General features: G+C 73.8%; 12 protein-coding genes and 1 pseudogene. 4 read left to right on the forward strand and 9 right to left on the reverse strand.

Features of this window, described 5'->3' with window-relative positions:
* Positions 1–129: 129 nt before the first annotated feature.
* Positions 130–1,266: a molecular chaperone DnaJ gene (dnaJ, locus tag ACZ50K_RS03430; protein WP_468896885.1), complete on the reverse strand. Its 1,137-nt coding sequence runs from the start codon at positions 1,264–1,266 to the stop codon at positions 130–132.
* A complete protein-coding gene (gene hrcA / locus ACZ50K_RS03435) occupies positions 1,267–2,283 on the reverse strand; it encodes a heat-inducible transcriptional repressor HrcA (protein ID WP_468896887.1) in 1,017 nt (338 codons plus the stop codon). It lies immediately after the preceding gene.
* A 138-nt stretch (positions 2,284–2,421) separates the two neighbouring features.
* Here hrcA and ACZ50K_RS03440 point away from each other — a divergent pair, with 138 nt between their 5' ends.
* Positions 2,422–3,153 carry an MBL fold metallo-hydrolase gene (locus ACZ50K_RS03440; RefSeq protein ID WP_468896889.1) on the forward strand — a complete coding sequence of 244 codons (732 nt, stop codon included), beginning with the start codon at positions 2,422–2,424 and terminating at the stop codon, positions 3,151–3,153.
* Positions 3,154–3,184: 31 nt separating this feature from the next.
* Positions 3,185–3,988, forward strand: a complete 804-nt coding sequence (locus ACZ50K_RS03445) for a DUF3097 domain-containing protein (protein WP_468896891.1) — start codon at positions 3,185–3,187, stop codon at positions 3,986–3,988.
* Positions 3,989–4,036: 48 nt separating this feature from the next.
* Here the strand turns inward: ACZ50K_RS03445 and hemW are convergent, their stop codons facing one another.
* The 3 genes from hemW to lepA all read right to left on the reverse strand — a co-directional run bounded on the left by hemW (position 4,037) and on the right by lepA (position 9,278).
* The gene (gene hemW, locus ACZ50K_RS03450; RefSeq protein ID WP_468896893.1) at positions 4,037–5,269 is read right to left on the reverse strand and encodes a radical SAM family heme chaperone HemW; all 1,233 of its coding nucleotides are present in this window, start codon (positions 5,267–5,269) and stop codon (positions 4,037–4,039) included.
* Between the two features lie 66 nt (positions 5,270–5,335).
* Positions 5,336–7,222, reverse strand: coding sequence for an AMP-dependent synthetase/ligase (locus ACZ50K_RS03455; protein ID WP_468896895.1), 1,887 nt, complete (start codon positions 7,220–7,222; stop codon positions 5,336–5,338).
* Between the two features lie 190 nt (positions 7,223–7,412).
* A complete protein-coding gene (lepA, locus tag ACZ50K_RS03460) occupies positions 7,413–9,278 on the reverse strand; it encodes a translation elongation factor 4 (protein ID WP_468896897.1) in 1,866 nt (621 codons plus the stop codon).
* 201 nt (positions 9,279–9,479) lie between these two features.
* On the opposite strand from lepA, the gene rpsT reads away from it, so the two are divergent.
* Complete coding sequence (rpsT, locus tag ACZ50K_RS03465) at positions 9,480–9,746, forward strand: 30S ribosomal protein S20 (RefSeq protein WP_030297183.1); 267 nt, start codon at positions 9,480–9,482, stop codon at positions 9,744–9,746.
* A 216-nt stretch (positions 9,747–9,962) separates the two neighbouring features.
* Here rpsT and holA read toward each other — a convergent pair whose 3' ends face one another.
* Positions 9,963–10,958 (reverse strand): DNA polymerase III subunit delta, encoded by a 996-nt coding sequence (holA, locus tag ACZ50K_RS03470; RefSeq protein WP_468897207.1) that lies wholly within the window; start codon positions 10,956–10,958, stop codon positions 9,963–9,965.
* A 56-nt stretch (positions 10,959–11,014) separates the two neighbouring features.
* Between holA and ACZ50K_RS03475 the strand changes: the two genes are divergently transcribed.
* On the forward strand, positions 11,015–11,257 hold the full coding sequence (locus ACZ50K_RS03475; protein ID WP_468896899.1) for a hypothetical protein: 243 nt from the start codon (positions 11,015–11,017) through the stop codon (positions 11,255–11,257).
* A 21-nt stretch (positions 11,258–11,278) separates the two neighbouring features.
* Here the strand turns inward: ACZ50K_RS03475 and ACZ50K_RS03480 are convergent, their stop codons facing one another.
* From ACZ50K_RS03480 to ACZ50K_RS03490, 3 genes and pseudogenes are all read right to left on the reverse strand, one after another.
* Positions 11,279–12,160: a YceI family protein gene (locus tag ACZ50K_RS03480; protein ID WP_468896901.1), complete on the reverse strand. Its 882-nt coding sequence runs from the start codon at positions 12,158–12,160 to the stop codon at positions 11,279–11,281.
* A gap of 121 nt (positions 12,161–12,281) precedes the next feature.
* Positions 12,282–14,672 (reverse strand): annotated as a pseudogene (locus ACZ50K_RS03485) (ComEC/Rec2 family competence protein); the annotation flags it as partial.
* Positions 14,669–15,580: a ComEA family DNA-binding protein gene (locus ACZ50K_RS03490; protein WP_468896903.1), complete on the reverse strand. Its 912-nt coding sequence runs from the start codon at positions 15,578–15,580 to the stop codon at positions 14,669–14,671. The pseudogene ACZ50K_RS03485 and the gene ACZ50K_RS03490, both read right to left, overlap by 4 nt.
* Positions 15,581–15,613: the final 33 nt, after the last annotated feature.

Genomic DNA, 15,613 nt, shown 5'->3' on the forward strand with positions numbered 1-15,613 from the left:
GGCCGGCGGGGGGGCCCTGCGGGGGTCCGGCCCCTCCCCCCGCCACGGGGCCCTGGCGGTTTTGGGGGCGGCATTGGCCGGGCGGCGGGGGGGCCCGGCGCGGGGGGGGGGCCCCCCCGCCGCAACGGATCAACGACCGTTGAAGGCGTCCTTCAGACGGCTGAACAGTCCCTGCTGGCCGGGCTGGAACTGGCCCGTGGGGCGCTCCTCGCCGCGCAGCTTGGCCAGCTGGCGCAGCAGGTCCTCCTGCTGCGGGTCCAGCTTGTTCGGGGTGGTGACCTCCACGTGCACGATGAGGTCCCCGCGCCCGTTGCCCCGGAGGTGGGTGACGCCCCGGCCGTGCAGCGGGATCGACTGGCCGGACTGGGTGCCGGGCCGGATGTCGATCTCCTCCATGCCGTCCAGGGTCTCCAGCGGGCACTTGGTACCCAGCGCGGCCGCCGTCATGGGGATGGTGACCGTGCAGTGCAGGTCGTCGCCGCGCCGCTGGAACGTCGGGTGCGGGAGTTCGTGGATCTCCACGTACAGGTCGCCGGCGGGGCCGCCGCCGGGGCCGACCTCGCCCTCCCCGGACAGCTGGATCCGGGTGCCGTTCTCCACACCGGCCGGGATCTTGACCGTGAGGTTGCGGCGGGACCGGACCCGGCCGTCGCCCGCGCACTCCGGGCAGGGGGTCGGGACCACGGTGCCGAAGCCCTGGCACTGCGGGCAGGGGCGGGAGGTCATGACCTGGCCGAGGAAGGACCGGGTGACCTGGGAGACCTCGCCGCGGCCGCGGCACATGTCGCAGGTCTGCGCGGAGGTGCCGGGGGCGGCGCCCTCACCGGAGCAGGTGGTGCAGACCACGGCCGTGTCGACCTGGATGTCCTTGGTGGTGCCGAAGGCGGCCTCGTCCAGCTCCAGGTCGAGGCGGATCATGGCGTCCTGGCCGCGGCGGGTCCGCGAGCGCGGTCCGCGCTGCGAGGCCTGGCCGAAGAAGGCGTCCATGATGTCCGAGAAGTTGCCGAAGCCGCCGGCTCCGAACCCGCCCGCGCCGCCGCCGCCCGAGGAGGACAGCGGGTCGCCGCCGAGGTCGTAGACCTGCTTCTTCTGCGGGTCCGACAGCACCTCGTACGCGGCGTTGATCTCCTTGAAACGCTCCTGCGTCTTGGGATCGGGGTTCACGTCCGGGTGCAGCTCGCGGGCGAGCCGCCGGAAGGCCTTCTTGATCTCGTCCTGCGATGCGTCGCGGCGCACGCCGAGAACGGCGTAGTAGTCCGTGGCCACTTACGACTCCGCCAGGATCTGTCCGACGTAACGTGCCACTGCGCGTACCGCTCCCATCGTTCCGGGGTAGTCCATGCGGGTCGGTCCGACCACGCCGAGTTTGGCGACTGCTTCGCCGCCCGAACCGTAGCCGACCGAGACCACCGACGTGGAGTTGAGTCCCTCGTAGGCGTTCTCGTGGCCGATGCGTACGGTCATCCCCGACTCACTGGCCTCGCCGAGCAGCTTGAGGAGCACGACCTGCTCCTCCAGCGCTTCCAGCACCGGCCTGATGGTCAGGGGGAAGTCGTGTCCGAAGCGGGTGAGATTGGCGGTGCCGCCGATCATCAGCCGCTCCTCGGTCTCCTCGACCAGGGTTTCGAGGAGGGTGGCGAGGACCGTGGAGACGGTCGCCCGGTCCTCGGCCTCGAAGGATTCCGGCAGGTCCTGGACCAGCTGCGGGACGTCCGCGAACCGGCGGCCGACGACCGCTCCGTTGAGCCGGGCCCGCAGGTCGGCGAGCGGGGTCTCGCCGAACGGCGCCGGACAGTCCACCAGCCGCTGCTCGACCCGGCCGGTGTCGGTGATCAGGACGAGCATCAGCCGGGCGGGCGCGAGCAGCAGCAGTTCCACGTGGCGGACCGTGGAGCGGGTCAGCGAGGGGTACTGGACCACCGCGACCTGCCGGGTCAGCTGGGCGAGCAGCCGGACCGTGCGGCCGACCACGTCGTCGAGGTCCACGGCGCCGTCGAGGAAGTTCTGGATGGCGCGCCGCTCGGGCGTCGAGAGGGGCTTGACCCCGGCCAGCTTGTCGACGAAGAGGCGGTAGCCCTTGTCGGTGGGGATGCGTCCGGCGCTGGTGTGGGGCTGGGCGATGTACCCCTCCTCCTCCAGCACCGCCATGTCGTTGCGGACGGTGGCGGGCGAGACGCCGAGGGCGTGCCGCTCGGTGAGCGCCTTGGAGCCGACCGGCTCCTCGGTGCCGACATAGTCCTGGACGATGGCGCGCAGCACTTCGAGCCTGCGTTCGCTGAGCATCGCGCGCCACCTCCAAACGGTCGGTTCCGGTCGTCCCCCGATTGGCACTCACCGGGTTTGAGTGCCAGAGATCCCCGGTCAGTGTACGGCGGGCAGGTGCACCGCGGGCAAGGGAGCCCGTCACGGTAGCGTCGCGGCATGGACGTGCGATGGGAAGAGGCGGGCTGGGAACGGCTGGGTCCGCGGACCGGCCGGCGGCGGCTCCCGGTGTGGGACTGCACGGTGGGACTGGTGGTGGGAGACGGGTCGGTGCTCCTGGTCGACCCCGGCTCCAGCCTCCGCGAGGGCGCCGCGGTGCGGGCCGAGACGGAGCGGCTGACCGGTCGCCGGGTGACCCATATCGCATTCACCCACGGACATTTCGACCATGTGCTGGGGGTGGCGGCGTTCGCCGGGGCCGAGGTCTTCGGCCCGGTCGGCCTGGACACCGTCCTCGGCACCCCCGCCGGGCGCGAGGAGCTGCGCTCGGACGCGGTCCGGCATGGGCTGCCGGAGGCGGATGCCGCGGACTCCGCCGAGCTGCTGACCCCGCCCCGGCACCTGGTGTCCGGCGAGTGGACCCTGGAGCTGGGCGGGGTGCAGGTGCTGCTGGCCAACGTGGGCCCCGGCCACACCCCGCACGACCTGGCGGTGTTCGTGCCCGGCGGGGAGCGCGAGGTGGTGTTCTGCGGGGACCTGGTCGAGGAGTCCGGCGATCCGTCGGCCGGCCCGGACGCGGTGCCGGCCCGCTGGCCGGCCGCCCTGGACCGGCTGCTGGACCTGGGCGGCGAGGATGCCGCGTACGTGCCGGGGCACGGGGCGGTGGTCGACGCGGCCTTCGTCCGTGCGCAGCGCGCCACACTGGCGGACCGGTTCGGCGTGTCGTCTTGAACCGCGGCCCGCGGTCCCTATCCTCGGCCGGATGCGCGAATACTCCCCCGATCTGACGCCCGCCTGGAAGCGCCCCAAGCCGGTGCCGGAGGTGCCGGCGGACCGGGACCTGGTGGTGGAGGTGGCCGGTACGGAGTTCTGCGGGGCGGTGGTGGCCTGCGAGGGCGCCACGGTGACCCTGGAGGACCGCTTCGGCAAGCGCCGGGTGTTCCCGCTGGAGCCGCGCGGGTTCCTGCTGGAGGGCGCCGTGGTCACCCTGGTCCGCCCGTCCCGGGCGCCGGCCGCCCCGGCCCGGACCGCCTCGGGCTCGCTGGCCGTGCCGGGGGCCCGGGCCCGGGTGGCGCGGGCCGGCCGGATCTACGTGGAGGGCCGGCACGACGCCGAGCTGGTGGAGCGGGTGTGGGGCGACGACCTGCGGATCGAGGGGGTGGTCGTGGAGTACCTGTCCGGGGTGGACGACCTCCCGGCGGTCGTCGCGGAGTTCGGTCCGGCCGCGGACGCCCGGCTGGGGGTGCTGGTGGACCATCTGGTGCCGGGGTCGAAGGAATCCCGTCTGGCGGCCTCCGTGACGGGCCCGCACGTGCTGGTGGTGGGTCACCCCTACGTGGACGTCTGGCAGGCCGTGAAGCCCTCCGCGCTGGGCATCCCGGCCTGGCCGGTGGTGCCGCCCGGGCAGGACTGGAAGACCGGCGTCTGCCGGGCCCTGGGCTGGCCGGAGAACACCGGCGCCGCCTGGCAGCACATCCTGTCCCGGGTGCGCTCCTACCGGGACCTGGAACCGGCGCTGCTGGGCCCGGTGGAGCACCTCATCGACCACGTCACCACGGGGCCCTAGCGGTCGGGCTCAGGCCGTAGCGGCCGGGTCAGGCCGTAACGGCCGGGCTCAGTCGGTGAGGTCCCGGACCACGGCGTCGGCCAGCAGCCGGCCGCGCAGGGTGAGGACCGCGCGGCCCTCCTCGTAGGGGCCGGGCTCCAGCAGGCCCTCGGCCACGGCCCGCCGGGAGGCGGCCAGTCCGGCGGGGGCCAGCAGCGACAGCGGGCAGCCGGACAGCAGCCGGAGCTCCAGCAGGATCCGCTCCACCCGCCGGTCCTCGGCGGACAGCACCTCGCGGCCCGCCCCGGGCGAGCGGCCCTCGGCGAGCGCGGCGGCGTAGGCGCCGGGGTGCTTCACGTTCCACCAGCGCACCCCGCCCACGTGCGAGTGCGCGCCCGGTCCGGCGCCCCACCAGTCGGCGCCGCGCCAGTAGAGCTCGTTGTGCAGGCAGCGGCCGGCTGCGGAGGAGGCCCAGTTGGACACCTCGTACCAGTGGTAGCCGGCGTCCCGCATGGCCTCGTCGGCGATCAGATAGCGGTCGGCGTGCACGTCGTCGTCGGTCATCGGGACCTCGCCGCGGCGGATCCGGCGGGCCAGCTGGGTGCCCTCCTCGACGATCAGCGCGTAGGCGCTGATGTGGTCGGGGCCCGCGCCGAGGGCGGCCGCGAGGGAGTCGCGCCAGTCCTGGTCGGACTCGCCGGGGGTGCCGTAGATCAGGTCCAGGTTGACGTGCTCGAAGCCGGCCGCCCGCGCCTCCGCGACACAGGCCTCGGGGCGGCCGGGGGTGTGGGTCCGGTCGAGGATCCTCAGGACGTGCTGCTTGGCGCTCTGCATGCCGAAGGAGATCCGGTTGAAGCCGCCGGCCCGCAGCTCCGCCAGGTACTCGGGGGTGACGGACTCCGGATTGGCCTCGGTGGTCACCTCGGCGTCGGGGGCGAGCCCGAACTCCTCGCGGATCGCCCCGAGCATCCGGACCAGGTCGGCCGCGGCCAGCAGGGTGGGCGTGCCGCCGCCGACGAACACGGTCCGCACCGGCCGCGGGTCGTCGCCGAGCACCTTGCGGGCGAGGCGGACCTCGTCGGTGAGGGTGTCGGCGTAGTTGTCCCGGGAGGCCAGGACCCCGCCGGAGCCGCGCAGCTCGGTGGCGGTGTAGGTGTTGAAGTCGCAGTAGCCGCAGCGGGTGGCGCAGTACGGGACGTGCAGGTAGAAGCCGAGCGGCCGGGCCGCCGCGCCCTCCAGGGCGTGCGAGGGCAGGGCCCCGTCGTCGGGCTGCGGCTCACCGTCGGGCAGTGCGGAAGGCATGGGCCCATTGTCCCGCACTGCCCGGGTCGCCCGGACCGCCCGGCCGCGACCCGGCCGGGCGCCCCGCTACGCCTCGCGGGCGCCCTCGTACATCTCCTCGATGAGGTGCTTGAACTCGCGCTCCACCACCGGGCGCTTCAGCTTGAGGCTGGGGGTGAGGTCGCCGTGCTCCACGTCGAGGTCGCGCGGCAGGAGGCGGAACTTCTTGACCGTCTGCCAGCGCTGGAGGTCCTGGTTGAGGGTCTGGACGTAGGTCTCGATCAGCCGGTTGGTCTCCGGGGCGGCGACCACCTCGGCGTAGCTCTTGCCGGCCAGGCCGTTCTCGGCGGCCCAGCCGAGGATGGCGGGGCCGTCGAGGGCGATCAGGGCGGTGCAGAAGTTCCGGTCGGCGCCGTGCACCACGAGGTTGGAGACGTAGGGGCAGACCGCCTTGAAGCGGCCCTCGATCTCGGCCGGGGCGACGTACTTGCCGCCGGAGGTCTTGATCAGGTCCTTCTTGCGGTCGGTGATGCGGAGGTAGCCGTCGGCGGAGAGCTCGCCGATGTCCCCGGTGTGCAGCCAGCCGTCGGACTCCAGGACCTCGGCGGTCTTCTCGGGGAGGCCGTGGTAGCCCTCCATGATCCCGGGGCCGCGGAGCAGGATCTCGCCGTCGTCGGCGATGCGGACCTCGGTGCCGGGGAGCGGCTTGCCGACGGTGCCGGTGCGGTAGGCCTCGCCGGGGTTGACGAAGGAGGCGGCGCTGGACTCGGTGAGCCCGTAGCCCTCCAGGATGTGGATGCCGGCGCCGGAGAAGAAGAAGCCGATGTCCGGGGCGAGGCCGGAGGCGCCGGAGATGGCGGCGCGCAGCCGGCCGCCGAAGGCCTCGCGGAGCTTGGAGTAGACGAGGACGTCGGCGACCTTGTGCCTGGCGGTGAGGCCGAGGGGGGCGCCCGCGCGGCCGGTGCGCCGGAAGTTGTCCTGGCTGACCTTGGCGTACTCGCGGGCCGTTCCGGCGGCCCACTGGAAGATCTTGTACTTGGCGCCGCCGCCGGCCCGGGCCTTGGCCGCGACCCCGTTGTAGACCTTCTCGAAGATCCGCGGGACGGCCGCCATGTAGGTCGGCTGGACCACCGGGAGGTTCTCGATGATCTTGTCGATGCGGCCGTCGACGGCGGTGACGTGGCCGACCTCGATCTGCCCGGAGGTCAGCACCTTGCCGAAGACGTGGGCCAGCGGCAGCCACAGGTACTGGACGTCGTCCTGGTGGATCAGGCCGGTGGCGGTCATGGCCTTGGCCAGGTACGACCAGTTGTCGTGCGGCAGCCGGACCCCCTTGGGGCGGCCGGTGGTGCCGGAGGTGTAGATCAGGGTGGCGAGCTGGTCGGCGGTGATGGCCGCGACCCGGTCCTTGACCGCCGCCGGGTGCTTGGCCAGGTGCTCCCTGCCGCGGGCCTCCAGATCGGCCAGGGAGATCACCCAGCCCTCCGGGTCGCCCTCGGCGGGCACCGCGTCGGCGGGGTCCATCACCACGACGTGGACGAGCTCGGGGAGGTCGGCGCGGTGCTCGCGGGCCTTGGCCAGCTGGGAGGCGTCCTCGGCGATCAGCACCCGGCTCGCCGAGTCGGCCAGGATGTAGGCGGACTCCTCGGCGTTGGTGCTGGGGTAGACGGTGGTGGTCGCCGCGCCGGCGCACATCACGCCCAGGTCGGCGAGGATCCACTCCACCCGGGTGTTGGAGGCCAGGGCGACCCGCTGCTCGGAGCCCACCCCGAGCTCGACGAGGCCGGCGGCGATGGCGAAGACCCGCTCCGCGGCCTGGCCCCAGCTCAGCGACTTCCAGTCGTCGGGGCCGCCGGCGGCGGAGGGCACCGGATAGCGGTACGCCTCGGCGTCCGGGGTGGCTGCGACACGCTCAAGGAAGAGGGCCGCCACTGAGGGCGGGCGGTTCTCGATCATCGTCTGTGTGTCGCTCACGACATCCTCCGGACCAGGCGGCAGGGCTTGTGTAACTGGCGAGTAACCAACGAGCAGGCATCAGCGTAGGGGGCCGCCCGCCCGGCACGTAAGAGGCCTGGAGCTGCCGATTCATAACGAAAGCGGCCCCCGAGCCGGAGCACGGGGGCCGCTTCCGCATCCCGGGCGGCCGCCCGGGGCGCGTGGCGCGCTACTTCTTCTTGCCGCCGGAGTCGTCGCTGGACAGCACCGCGATGAAGGCCTCCTGGGGGACCTCCACGGAGCCGACCATCTTCATCCGCTTCTTGCCTTCCTTCTGCTTCTCCAGCAGCTTCCGCTTGCGGGAGATGTCGCCGCCGTAGCACTTGGCGAGGACGTCCTTGCGGATGGCCCGGATGGTCTCGCGGGCGATCACCCGGGAGCCGACGGCGGCCTGGATGGGCACCTCGAAGGCCTGCCGCGGGATGAGCTCGCGCAGCTTGGCGACCAGCCGGACGCCGTAGGCGTAGGCGGCGTCCTTGTGCGTGACGGCGGAGAAGGCGTCGACCTTGTCGCCGTGCAGCAGGATGTCCACCTTGACCAGGCTGGAGGCCTGCTCGCCGGTGGGCTCGTAGTCGAGGGAGGCGTAGCCGCGGGTCTTGGACTTCAGCTGGTCGAAGAAGTCGAAGACGATCTCGGCGAGCGGCAGGGTGTAGCGGATCTCGACCCGGTCCTCGGAGAGGTAGTCCATGCCGAGGAGGGTGCCGCGGCGCTGCTGGCACAGCTCCATGATCGCGCCGATGAACTCGGTCGGGGCGAGGACGGTGGCGCGGACGACCGGCTCGAACACGTCCGAGATCTTGCCCTCGGGGAACTCGCTCGGGTTGGTGACCGTGACCTCCTTGCCGTCCTCCTGGACCACGCGGTAGACCACGTTGGGGGCGGTGGCGATCAGGTCGAGGCCGAACTCCCGCTCCAGGCGCTCGCGGACCACGTCGAGGTGCAGCAGGCCGAGGAAGCCCACCCGGAAGCCGAAGCCGAGGGCGGCCGAGGTCTCCGGCTCGTAGACCAGGGCGGCGTCGTTGAGCTGGAGCTTGTCCAGGGCCTCGCGCAGGTCCGGGTAGTCGGAGCCGTCGAGCGGGTAGAGGCCCGAGAAGACCATCGGGCGCGGGTCCTTGTAGCCGCCGAGGGCTTCGGTGGCGCCGTTGTGCAGGCTGGTGATGGTGTCACCGACCTTGGACTGACGGACGTCCTTCACGCCGGTGATGATGTAGCCCACCTCGCCGACGCCGATGCCGTCGGAGGGGGTCATCTCGGGCGAGGAGACACCGATCTCCAGCAGCTCGTGGGTGGCTCCGGTGGACATCATCCGGATCCGCTCGCGCTTGTTGAGCTGGCCGTCGACCACACGGACGTAGGTGACGACGCCGCGGTACGAGTCGTAGACCGAGTCGAAGATCATCGCGCGGGCCGGGGCGTCCTTGACGCCGACCGGGGCCGGGACGGTGGCCACCACCTTGTCGAGCAGCGCGTCCACGCCGAGCCCGGTCTTCGCGGAGACCCGCAGCACGTCCTCGGGCTGGCAGCCCACCAGGTTCGCCAGCTCCTCGGCGAACTTCTCCGGCTGGGCGGCCGGCAGGTCGATCTTGTTCAGGACCGGGACGATCGCCAGGTCGTTCTCCATCGCCAGGTACAGGTTGGCGAGGGTCTGGGCCTCGATGCCCTGGGCCGCGTCCACCAGGAGGACGGTGCCCTCGCAGGCCGCGAGGGAACGGGAGACCTCGTAGGTGAAGTCGACGTGACCCGGCGTGTCGATCATGTTCAGGATGTGCGTCGAGCCCTGGCCCTCGCCCGAGGTGGGCGCCCAGGGCAGACGGACCGCCTGCGACTTGATGGTGATGCCGCGCTCACGCTCGATGTCCATGCGGTCGAGGTACTGGGCACGCATCTGCCGCTGGTCGACGACGCCGGTGAGCTGGAGCATCCGGTCGGCGAGGGTCGACTTGCCGTGGTCGATGTGAGCGATGATGCAGAAGTTGCGGATCAGCGCCGGGTCGGTACGGCTCGGCTCGGGCACGTGGCTGGGGATCGCGGGCACGCAGTGTCCTGATTCTCGGGTCGCAGACGGAAACGGTACGCAGACACCCATGGTCCCATGACCGGGCGAGTGTGCTCGGTTTGGGCCGCCCAAACCGGGCCTGGTAACCTGGGCAGCTGTGTCTCGTATGCCCTCTCAGCTGTCGGGACACAATTCGAGGATCAACTTCTGATCAAACTCTGAACCTGAAAAGGCTCTTTCGTGGCGAACATCAAGTCCCAGATCAAGCGGAACAAGACGAACGAGAAGGCGCGCCTGCGCAACAAGGCCGTCAAGTCCTCGCTCAAGACCGCGATCCGCAAGGCCCGTGAGGCCGTGGCCGCCGGCGACGTCGAGAAGGCCACCGTGGCTTCCCGCGCCGCCTCGCGTGCGCTCGACAAGGCTGTCTCGAAGGGTGTCATCCACAAGAACGCCGCCGCCAACAAGAAGTCGGCGCTGGCCTCCAAGGTTGCCTCCCTGCAGGGCTGAGCTCTCGATGTGAACGCCGGAAGGGAACCAGCGGGCCCTCTCATCCGCTCCTGACCGGCACTACGCGCCGCACGCGGCCTGCGTTCGCCACGCGGGTGCGGCGCACTGATCGGAAACCGAAGGCCCCGGCCCGCCCTCCCCAGGGCGGCCCGGGGCCTTCGCCGTACCCCGACGGGCCCGCCGGCCCCGGGGCCGGCGAGAGCCGGAGGAGACGCCCTAGCGGGGGCGTTGGGGGCGGGCGGCCCGGGCCACCGCCACGACGGCCTTCTCCAGGGCGTACTCGGGGTCGTCGCCGCCGCCCTTGACGCCGGCGTCGGCCTCCGCGATCGCTCGGAGGGCGTCGGCCACGCCGTCCGCGGACCAGCCCCGCATCTGCTGGCGGACCCGGTCGATCTTCCACGGCGGCATCCCCAGGTCCCGGGCCAGATCGCCCGGCCGGGCCCCGCGCGGGGCGGAGGCCAGCTTGCCGATGGCCCGGACGCCCTGGGCGAGGGCGCTGGTGATCAGTACGGGGGCCACTCCGGTGGACAGCGACCAGCGGAGGGCCTCCAGGGCCTCGGCCGCCCGGCCCTCGACCGCCCGGTCGGCGACCTCGAAGCTGGAGGCCTCGGCACGGCCGGTGTAGTAGCGGCCGACCACCGCCTCGTCGATGGTGCCCTCGACGTCCGCGCACAGCTGGGTCACGGCGCTGGCGAGCTCCCGGAGGTCGCTGCCGATGGCGTCCACCAGGGTCTGCGAGGCCTCGGGGGTGGCCGAGCGGCCCAGGGTGCGGAACTCGGTCCGGACGAAGGCCAGCCGGTCCCCGGCCTTGGTCATCTTGGGGCAGGCGACCTCCCGGGCGCCCGCCTTGCGCGCCACGTCCAGCAGCGCCTTGCCCTTGGCGCCGCCGGCATGCAGCAGGACGAGGGTGATCTCCTCGACCGGCGCGGCCAGATACCCCTTGACGTCCTTGATCGCGTCCGCGGACAGGTCCTGCGCGTTGCGGACGATCACGACCTTGCGTTCGGCGAACAGCGAGGGACTGGTGAGCTGGGCGAGCGTGCCCGGTTGCAGCTGCTCGGGGGCGAGGTCGCGGACATCGGTGTCGGCGTCCGACGCCCGGGCCGCCGCCACCACCTCCCGCACCGCGCGGTCGAGCAGCAGGTCCTCCTGCCCCACCGCGAGGGTGAGCGGGGCGAGCGGATCATCGGTGGAATTCTTCCTGGTGGCCATCGGCTCCAGCATCCCACGCCCCGCCGACACTCCCCCGCGTGCCGGAGAATGGTCCGGTGAACCTGCGACATGTACTGGTCCTGCCCGACCGCGACGCCGCCGAGGAGGTCGCCGGGGAGCTGTCCGACCGCTTCGGTCTGCCCGAGGAGCCCCAACTGGTCCGCGACGCCCTCGCCGGGGAGGACGACGCCGAGGACGCCCAGTGGCTGGTGGTGGTCGAGGACCCGGACAGCCGCTACGACCCGGCGGCCCTGGACGCCCTCGCCGACGAGTACGAGGGCTGGCTCGAAGCCCCCTGACCGGCCCGGGCGGCGGGACGGTCAGGCCTTGTGGACGATCTGGACGTCCAGATCCACCTCGATGCTGGAACCGATCGCCGCGATCCCGTGGGCCAGCATCGACTGCCAGTTCAGGGTGAAGTCCTCGCGGTGCAGTTCGGCGGTGGCCCGGCAGGCCGCCCGGGGCTCGCCCTCCAGCCCGGTGCCGACGCCCAGGTACCGGGTGTCCAGGGTCACCGATCGGCTCACCCCGTGCAGGGTGAGGGCTCCGGCGACCGCCCAGCGGCTGCCGCTGCGGTGGATGAACCGCTCGCTGTAGAACTCGACGGTCGGGTGCCGGGCGGAGTCCAGGAAGTCCGCCGACCGGAGGTGGTCGTCCCTCAGCCGCATCCCGGTGTCGATGCTCGCCGCGTCGATGATCACGTGCATGGAGGAGTCCTCCATGCGGTCGGCTATCCGGACCGCTCCGGCGAAGGTGTTGAACCGGCCCCGGATCCGGGCCAGTCCGATGTGCCGGGCCGTGAAACCGATCGAGGAGTGGCCCGGGTCGATCTCCCAGTGGCCCGGCTGCGGCAGCAGCGGCGGCTCCACCGGCTCCAGGACGACCTCCCGGTCGCCCGGCTGCGCGCCCTCCCCGACCAGGGTGCTCCCGTGGAACGGGGCGAAGCCCTCGGCCGACACCGACATCCGGTACTCGCCCTCCGGCACCGCCGCGGCGAACCCGCCGTACGGGTCGGTCTCCCCGCTCACCACGCGCCGGCCGATCGGGTCGGTCACCTCGAACCGGGCCTGCCGCACCGGCTGGTGCAGGGCGTCGAGCACCCGGCAGGAGAGCAACCCGGCCGTCGGCGGCAGGGTCAGTGTCGCGGTTGTGGACCGACTGGCGCTTCCGGCCGTCTCCAGCCCCCGCCGGCGACCGAACATGATGCATGCACCCCCGTGCTGATGGAACGTACGCCTGTTTGGCGAGAAGGCATTCGATCATGATGCCGGGTTCGGGGCAAACAGAACACGCCCGCCCGTCACGGGTGTCCCGTCGGCGGCGCCCGGCCGGCACCGCCCGCAGTGCGGCCCCGGACCCGGTGACCGCGACCGGGCCGTCGGTGTCGGTGCGCAGCACGGCCGCACCGCCCGCCCGCAGCCGCTCCAGGGTGGCCGGGGCGGGATGTCCGTACCGGTTGTCCCCGCCGACCGGGACGATCGCCAGGCGCGGCCGGAGCCGGTCGTGCAGGGCCGGGTCCTGGTGGGCGGAACCGTGGTGGGCGACCTTGAGGACATCCAACGCGGGCAGGTCCGGATGCGTCCGCAGCAGGGCCTGCTGGGCCGGCGGTTCGAGGTCGCCCAGGAGCAGCAGGCGCAGGCCACCGGTGCGGACCAGAAGCACCACGCTGGCGTCGTTGGGGCCCTCGGGCAGCGGACCGTCCGGCCGGGGCCAGAGCACCCGCCAGTCCACCGGTCCGGCCCGCCGTTCCTCGCCCGCGCGGACCGGGAGGACGGGGACCCGGGCCGCCCTGGCGATCCGGGCGACCCAGCGGGCCCGGTCCGGCGGCTCGGACAGCGGGCTGGTCTGGATCAGGCCCACGGACCGGCCCCGCAGCACCCCGGGCAGGCCTCCCACGTGGTCGGCGTGGAAGTGGGTGAGCAGCAGCAGCGGGATCCGTTCCACGCCCAGCAGCCGCAGACAGCGGTCCACCGCGGCCGGGTCGGGCCCGGAGTCCACCACCACGGCCGTGCCGGGACCCACCGGGAGCACCCCGGCGTCGCCCTGGCCCACCGCGCACTGGACGTAGACCCAGCCGGGCGGCGGCCAGCCGGTGGCGAGCCGGGTGAGCTGGGGCGGCCGCAGCACCGCCAGCAGGAGCAGCAGGGCCACCGGTACGGCCGCCACCGCGCAGGACCGGCGCCGCCGGCCGAGCCGGGCCGCGGCCAGGGCGAGCAGCAGCGTGACGGCGGCCAGCAGCAGCCCGCCGGCCCAGCCGCCGGGCCAGGACAGCTCCGCCCCGGGCAGGGCGGCCCCGCTCCGGGCCACCCGGGCGATCCAGCCCGCGGGCAGTGCCGCGCAGCGGGCGAGCAGCTCGGCCCCCTGGGGCCATACCGGGGCGACGGCCAGCGCCGCGAACCCGAGGATCGTGGCCGGGCCCGCCGCGAACTCGGCCAGCAGATTGCACGGCACACCGACCAGGCTGACCCGGCCGGCCAGCACGGCCACCACCGGCCCGCACACCGCCTGGGCCGCTGCCGCCGCGGCCAGGGCCTCGGCGAGCCGGGCGGGCGTCCCCCGCCCGCGCAGGGCCTCGCTCCAGCGCGGTGCCAGGGTCAGCAGGGCGGCGGTGGCGAGCACCGACAGCAGGAAGCCGTAGCTGCGGGCCAGCCAGGGCTCGTAGAGCACCAGCAGCAGGACGGCGGCGGCGAGCGCCGGGATCAGCGAGCGCCTGCGGCCGGTGGCGATCGCCAGGAGGGTGACGGCTCCGCAGGCGGCGGCCCGCAGCACGCTGGGCTCAGGCCGGCAGACCACCACGAACCCGAGGGTCAGGACGGCCCCGCACAGGGCGGTGGTCCGCAGCGGCAGTCCGAGCAGCGGGGCCAGGCCCCTGCGTTCGGTGTGCTGGGCGGAGGCGGGCGGCCCGATCAGCAGGAACAGCACGATGGTCAGGTTGGAGCCGGACACCGCCAGCAGATGCAGCAGATCGGTGGCCCGGAAGGACTCTTCGAGATCCGGCGGGATCCGGGAGGTGTCCCCGACGACCAGACCGGGCAGCAGGGCCCGCGGGTCCGGCGGCAGCCCGTCGGTGGCCTCCCGCAGCCCGGCCCGCAGCCCGCCCGCCAGCCGCTGGACGGTGTCCGGCCCGGCCACCGGCTCAGGCGGGACCGTGCCGGGCACCCGGAGCACCGCCACCGGCCGCCCACCGCCCTCGGCAGGGGCCAGCCGGGCCGTCACCGCGACCCGGGTGGAGGGCAGCAGCCGGGCCCATTCCGGGTTCCGCGCCAGCACCAGCACGGGGGTCTCCACCCGGGTGCGCCGGCCGTCCGGGGCGGTGACCCGGTTCAGCTCGGCCTCCAGCAGCACCCCGGGCGGGCCCCCTCGGGGCCGCCGGGGGTCCGTGGTCACGGTCAGCTCCACCGCCACCCGGGCATGCTCCGAGGCCAGCTCCGGCACCGGGCCGGCCCGCGCCTCGGCCCGGGCCAGACCCGCCACCGCGGCTCCGGTGGCCGCGCAGAGCAGGGCCGCGGCCACGGCCGTGCCGGTGCCCCGGCGCGGCCCGGGAGCCCGCCGCCCGACCAGCACCAGCGCCCCCGCCCCGGCGGTGGCCAGCCCCGCTCCGGTGGCCGTCCAGCCCCCGGGCAGCTCCAGCGCCAGCGCGGCGGCCAGCCAGGCCGCCCCGGCCGGGACCGCCAGCCGCAGATCGACCGGGCCCCGCCCCTCCGGGCGGGTCACGGCCGCACCAGCGGGCTGAGCTCGGCGAACCGGCGCTCGCCGATACCGGTCACCTGGCGGAGGTCGTCCACCGAGCGGAACCCGCCGCGGGTGGTCCGGAAGTCCACGATGTGCCGGGCCAGCACCGGGCCGACTCCGGGAAGCCCGTCCAACTGCTCCACGGTGGCGCTGCCCAGGCTCAGCGGCGGCCCGGCCGGGACGGCACCGGGCACGGCGGGCACCGGCGGTGCTCCCGGCGGCACGGGCACGTCCACCAGCACCTGCTCCCCGTCGGTCAGGATCCGGGCACGGTTCAGCCCGGTGGTGTCCGCGCCCGGCCGCACTCCCCCGGCGGCCGCCAGCGCGTCCGCCACCCGGGACCCGGCGGGCAGCCGGCGCACCCCCGGGTCCCGGACCTTGCCTCCGATGTCGACCACGATGCGCGCGGCGGCGGAAGGAGCCGCCACCGCGGGCCCGGGGGCGGACGAGACCAGGGCGACCGGGGCCGCCACCGGCTCCGGCCGGGCGGACCAGTACTGCCGGCCGGCGAAGAGCAGCGCCACGGCCAGGACCACCGCCACGGCGACCAGCGACCGGCGTTCCAGCCCGCAGCGGGCCTGCGCCCACAGCGGCAGCCGCTCCCGCACCGCGATCCGCCGGGCCTCCCCCGCCCCGAGCGCCACCGCCCCGGGCTCCGGAGCGGGCGGCAGCACCGGGGGCGGTGGCGGAACCACGGGCGGCGGTGCCCCGCCCAGCACGGCCGTGGCCCTCCGCCGCACCAGCAGCGGATCCACCGGACGCCGGCGCCGCCGCCGCTCCCGGAGGACCCGCACCGTGGACGGAGTGCTCGTGGAGAGAATGCTCGTGGAGGGGGAAGCAGGAGTGTCGGAGGCCGTCGGGACGAGCCAGGAACGCGTCGGAGATGTCATGCCACAGGACGGTAGGGAGAAATCCGCCGCCCC

Source organism: Streptomyces sp. NPDC033845 (assembly GCF_055576225.1).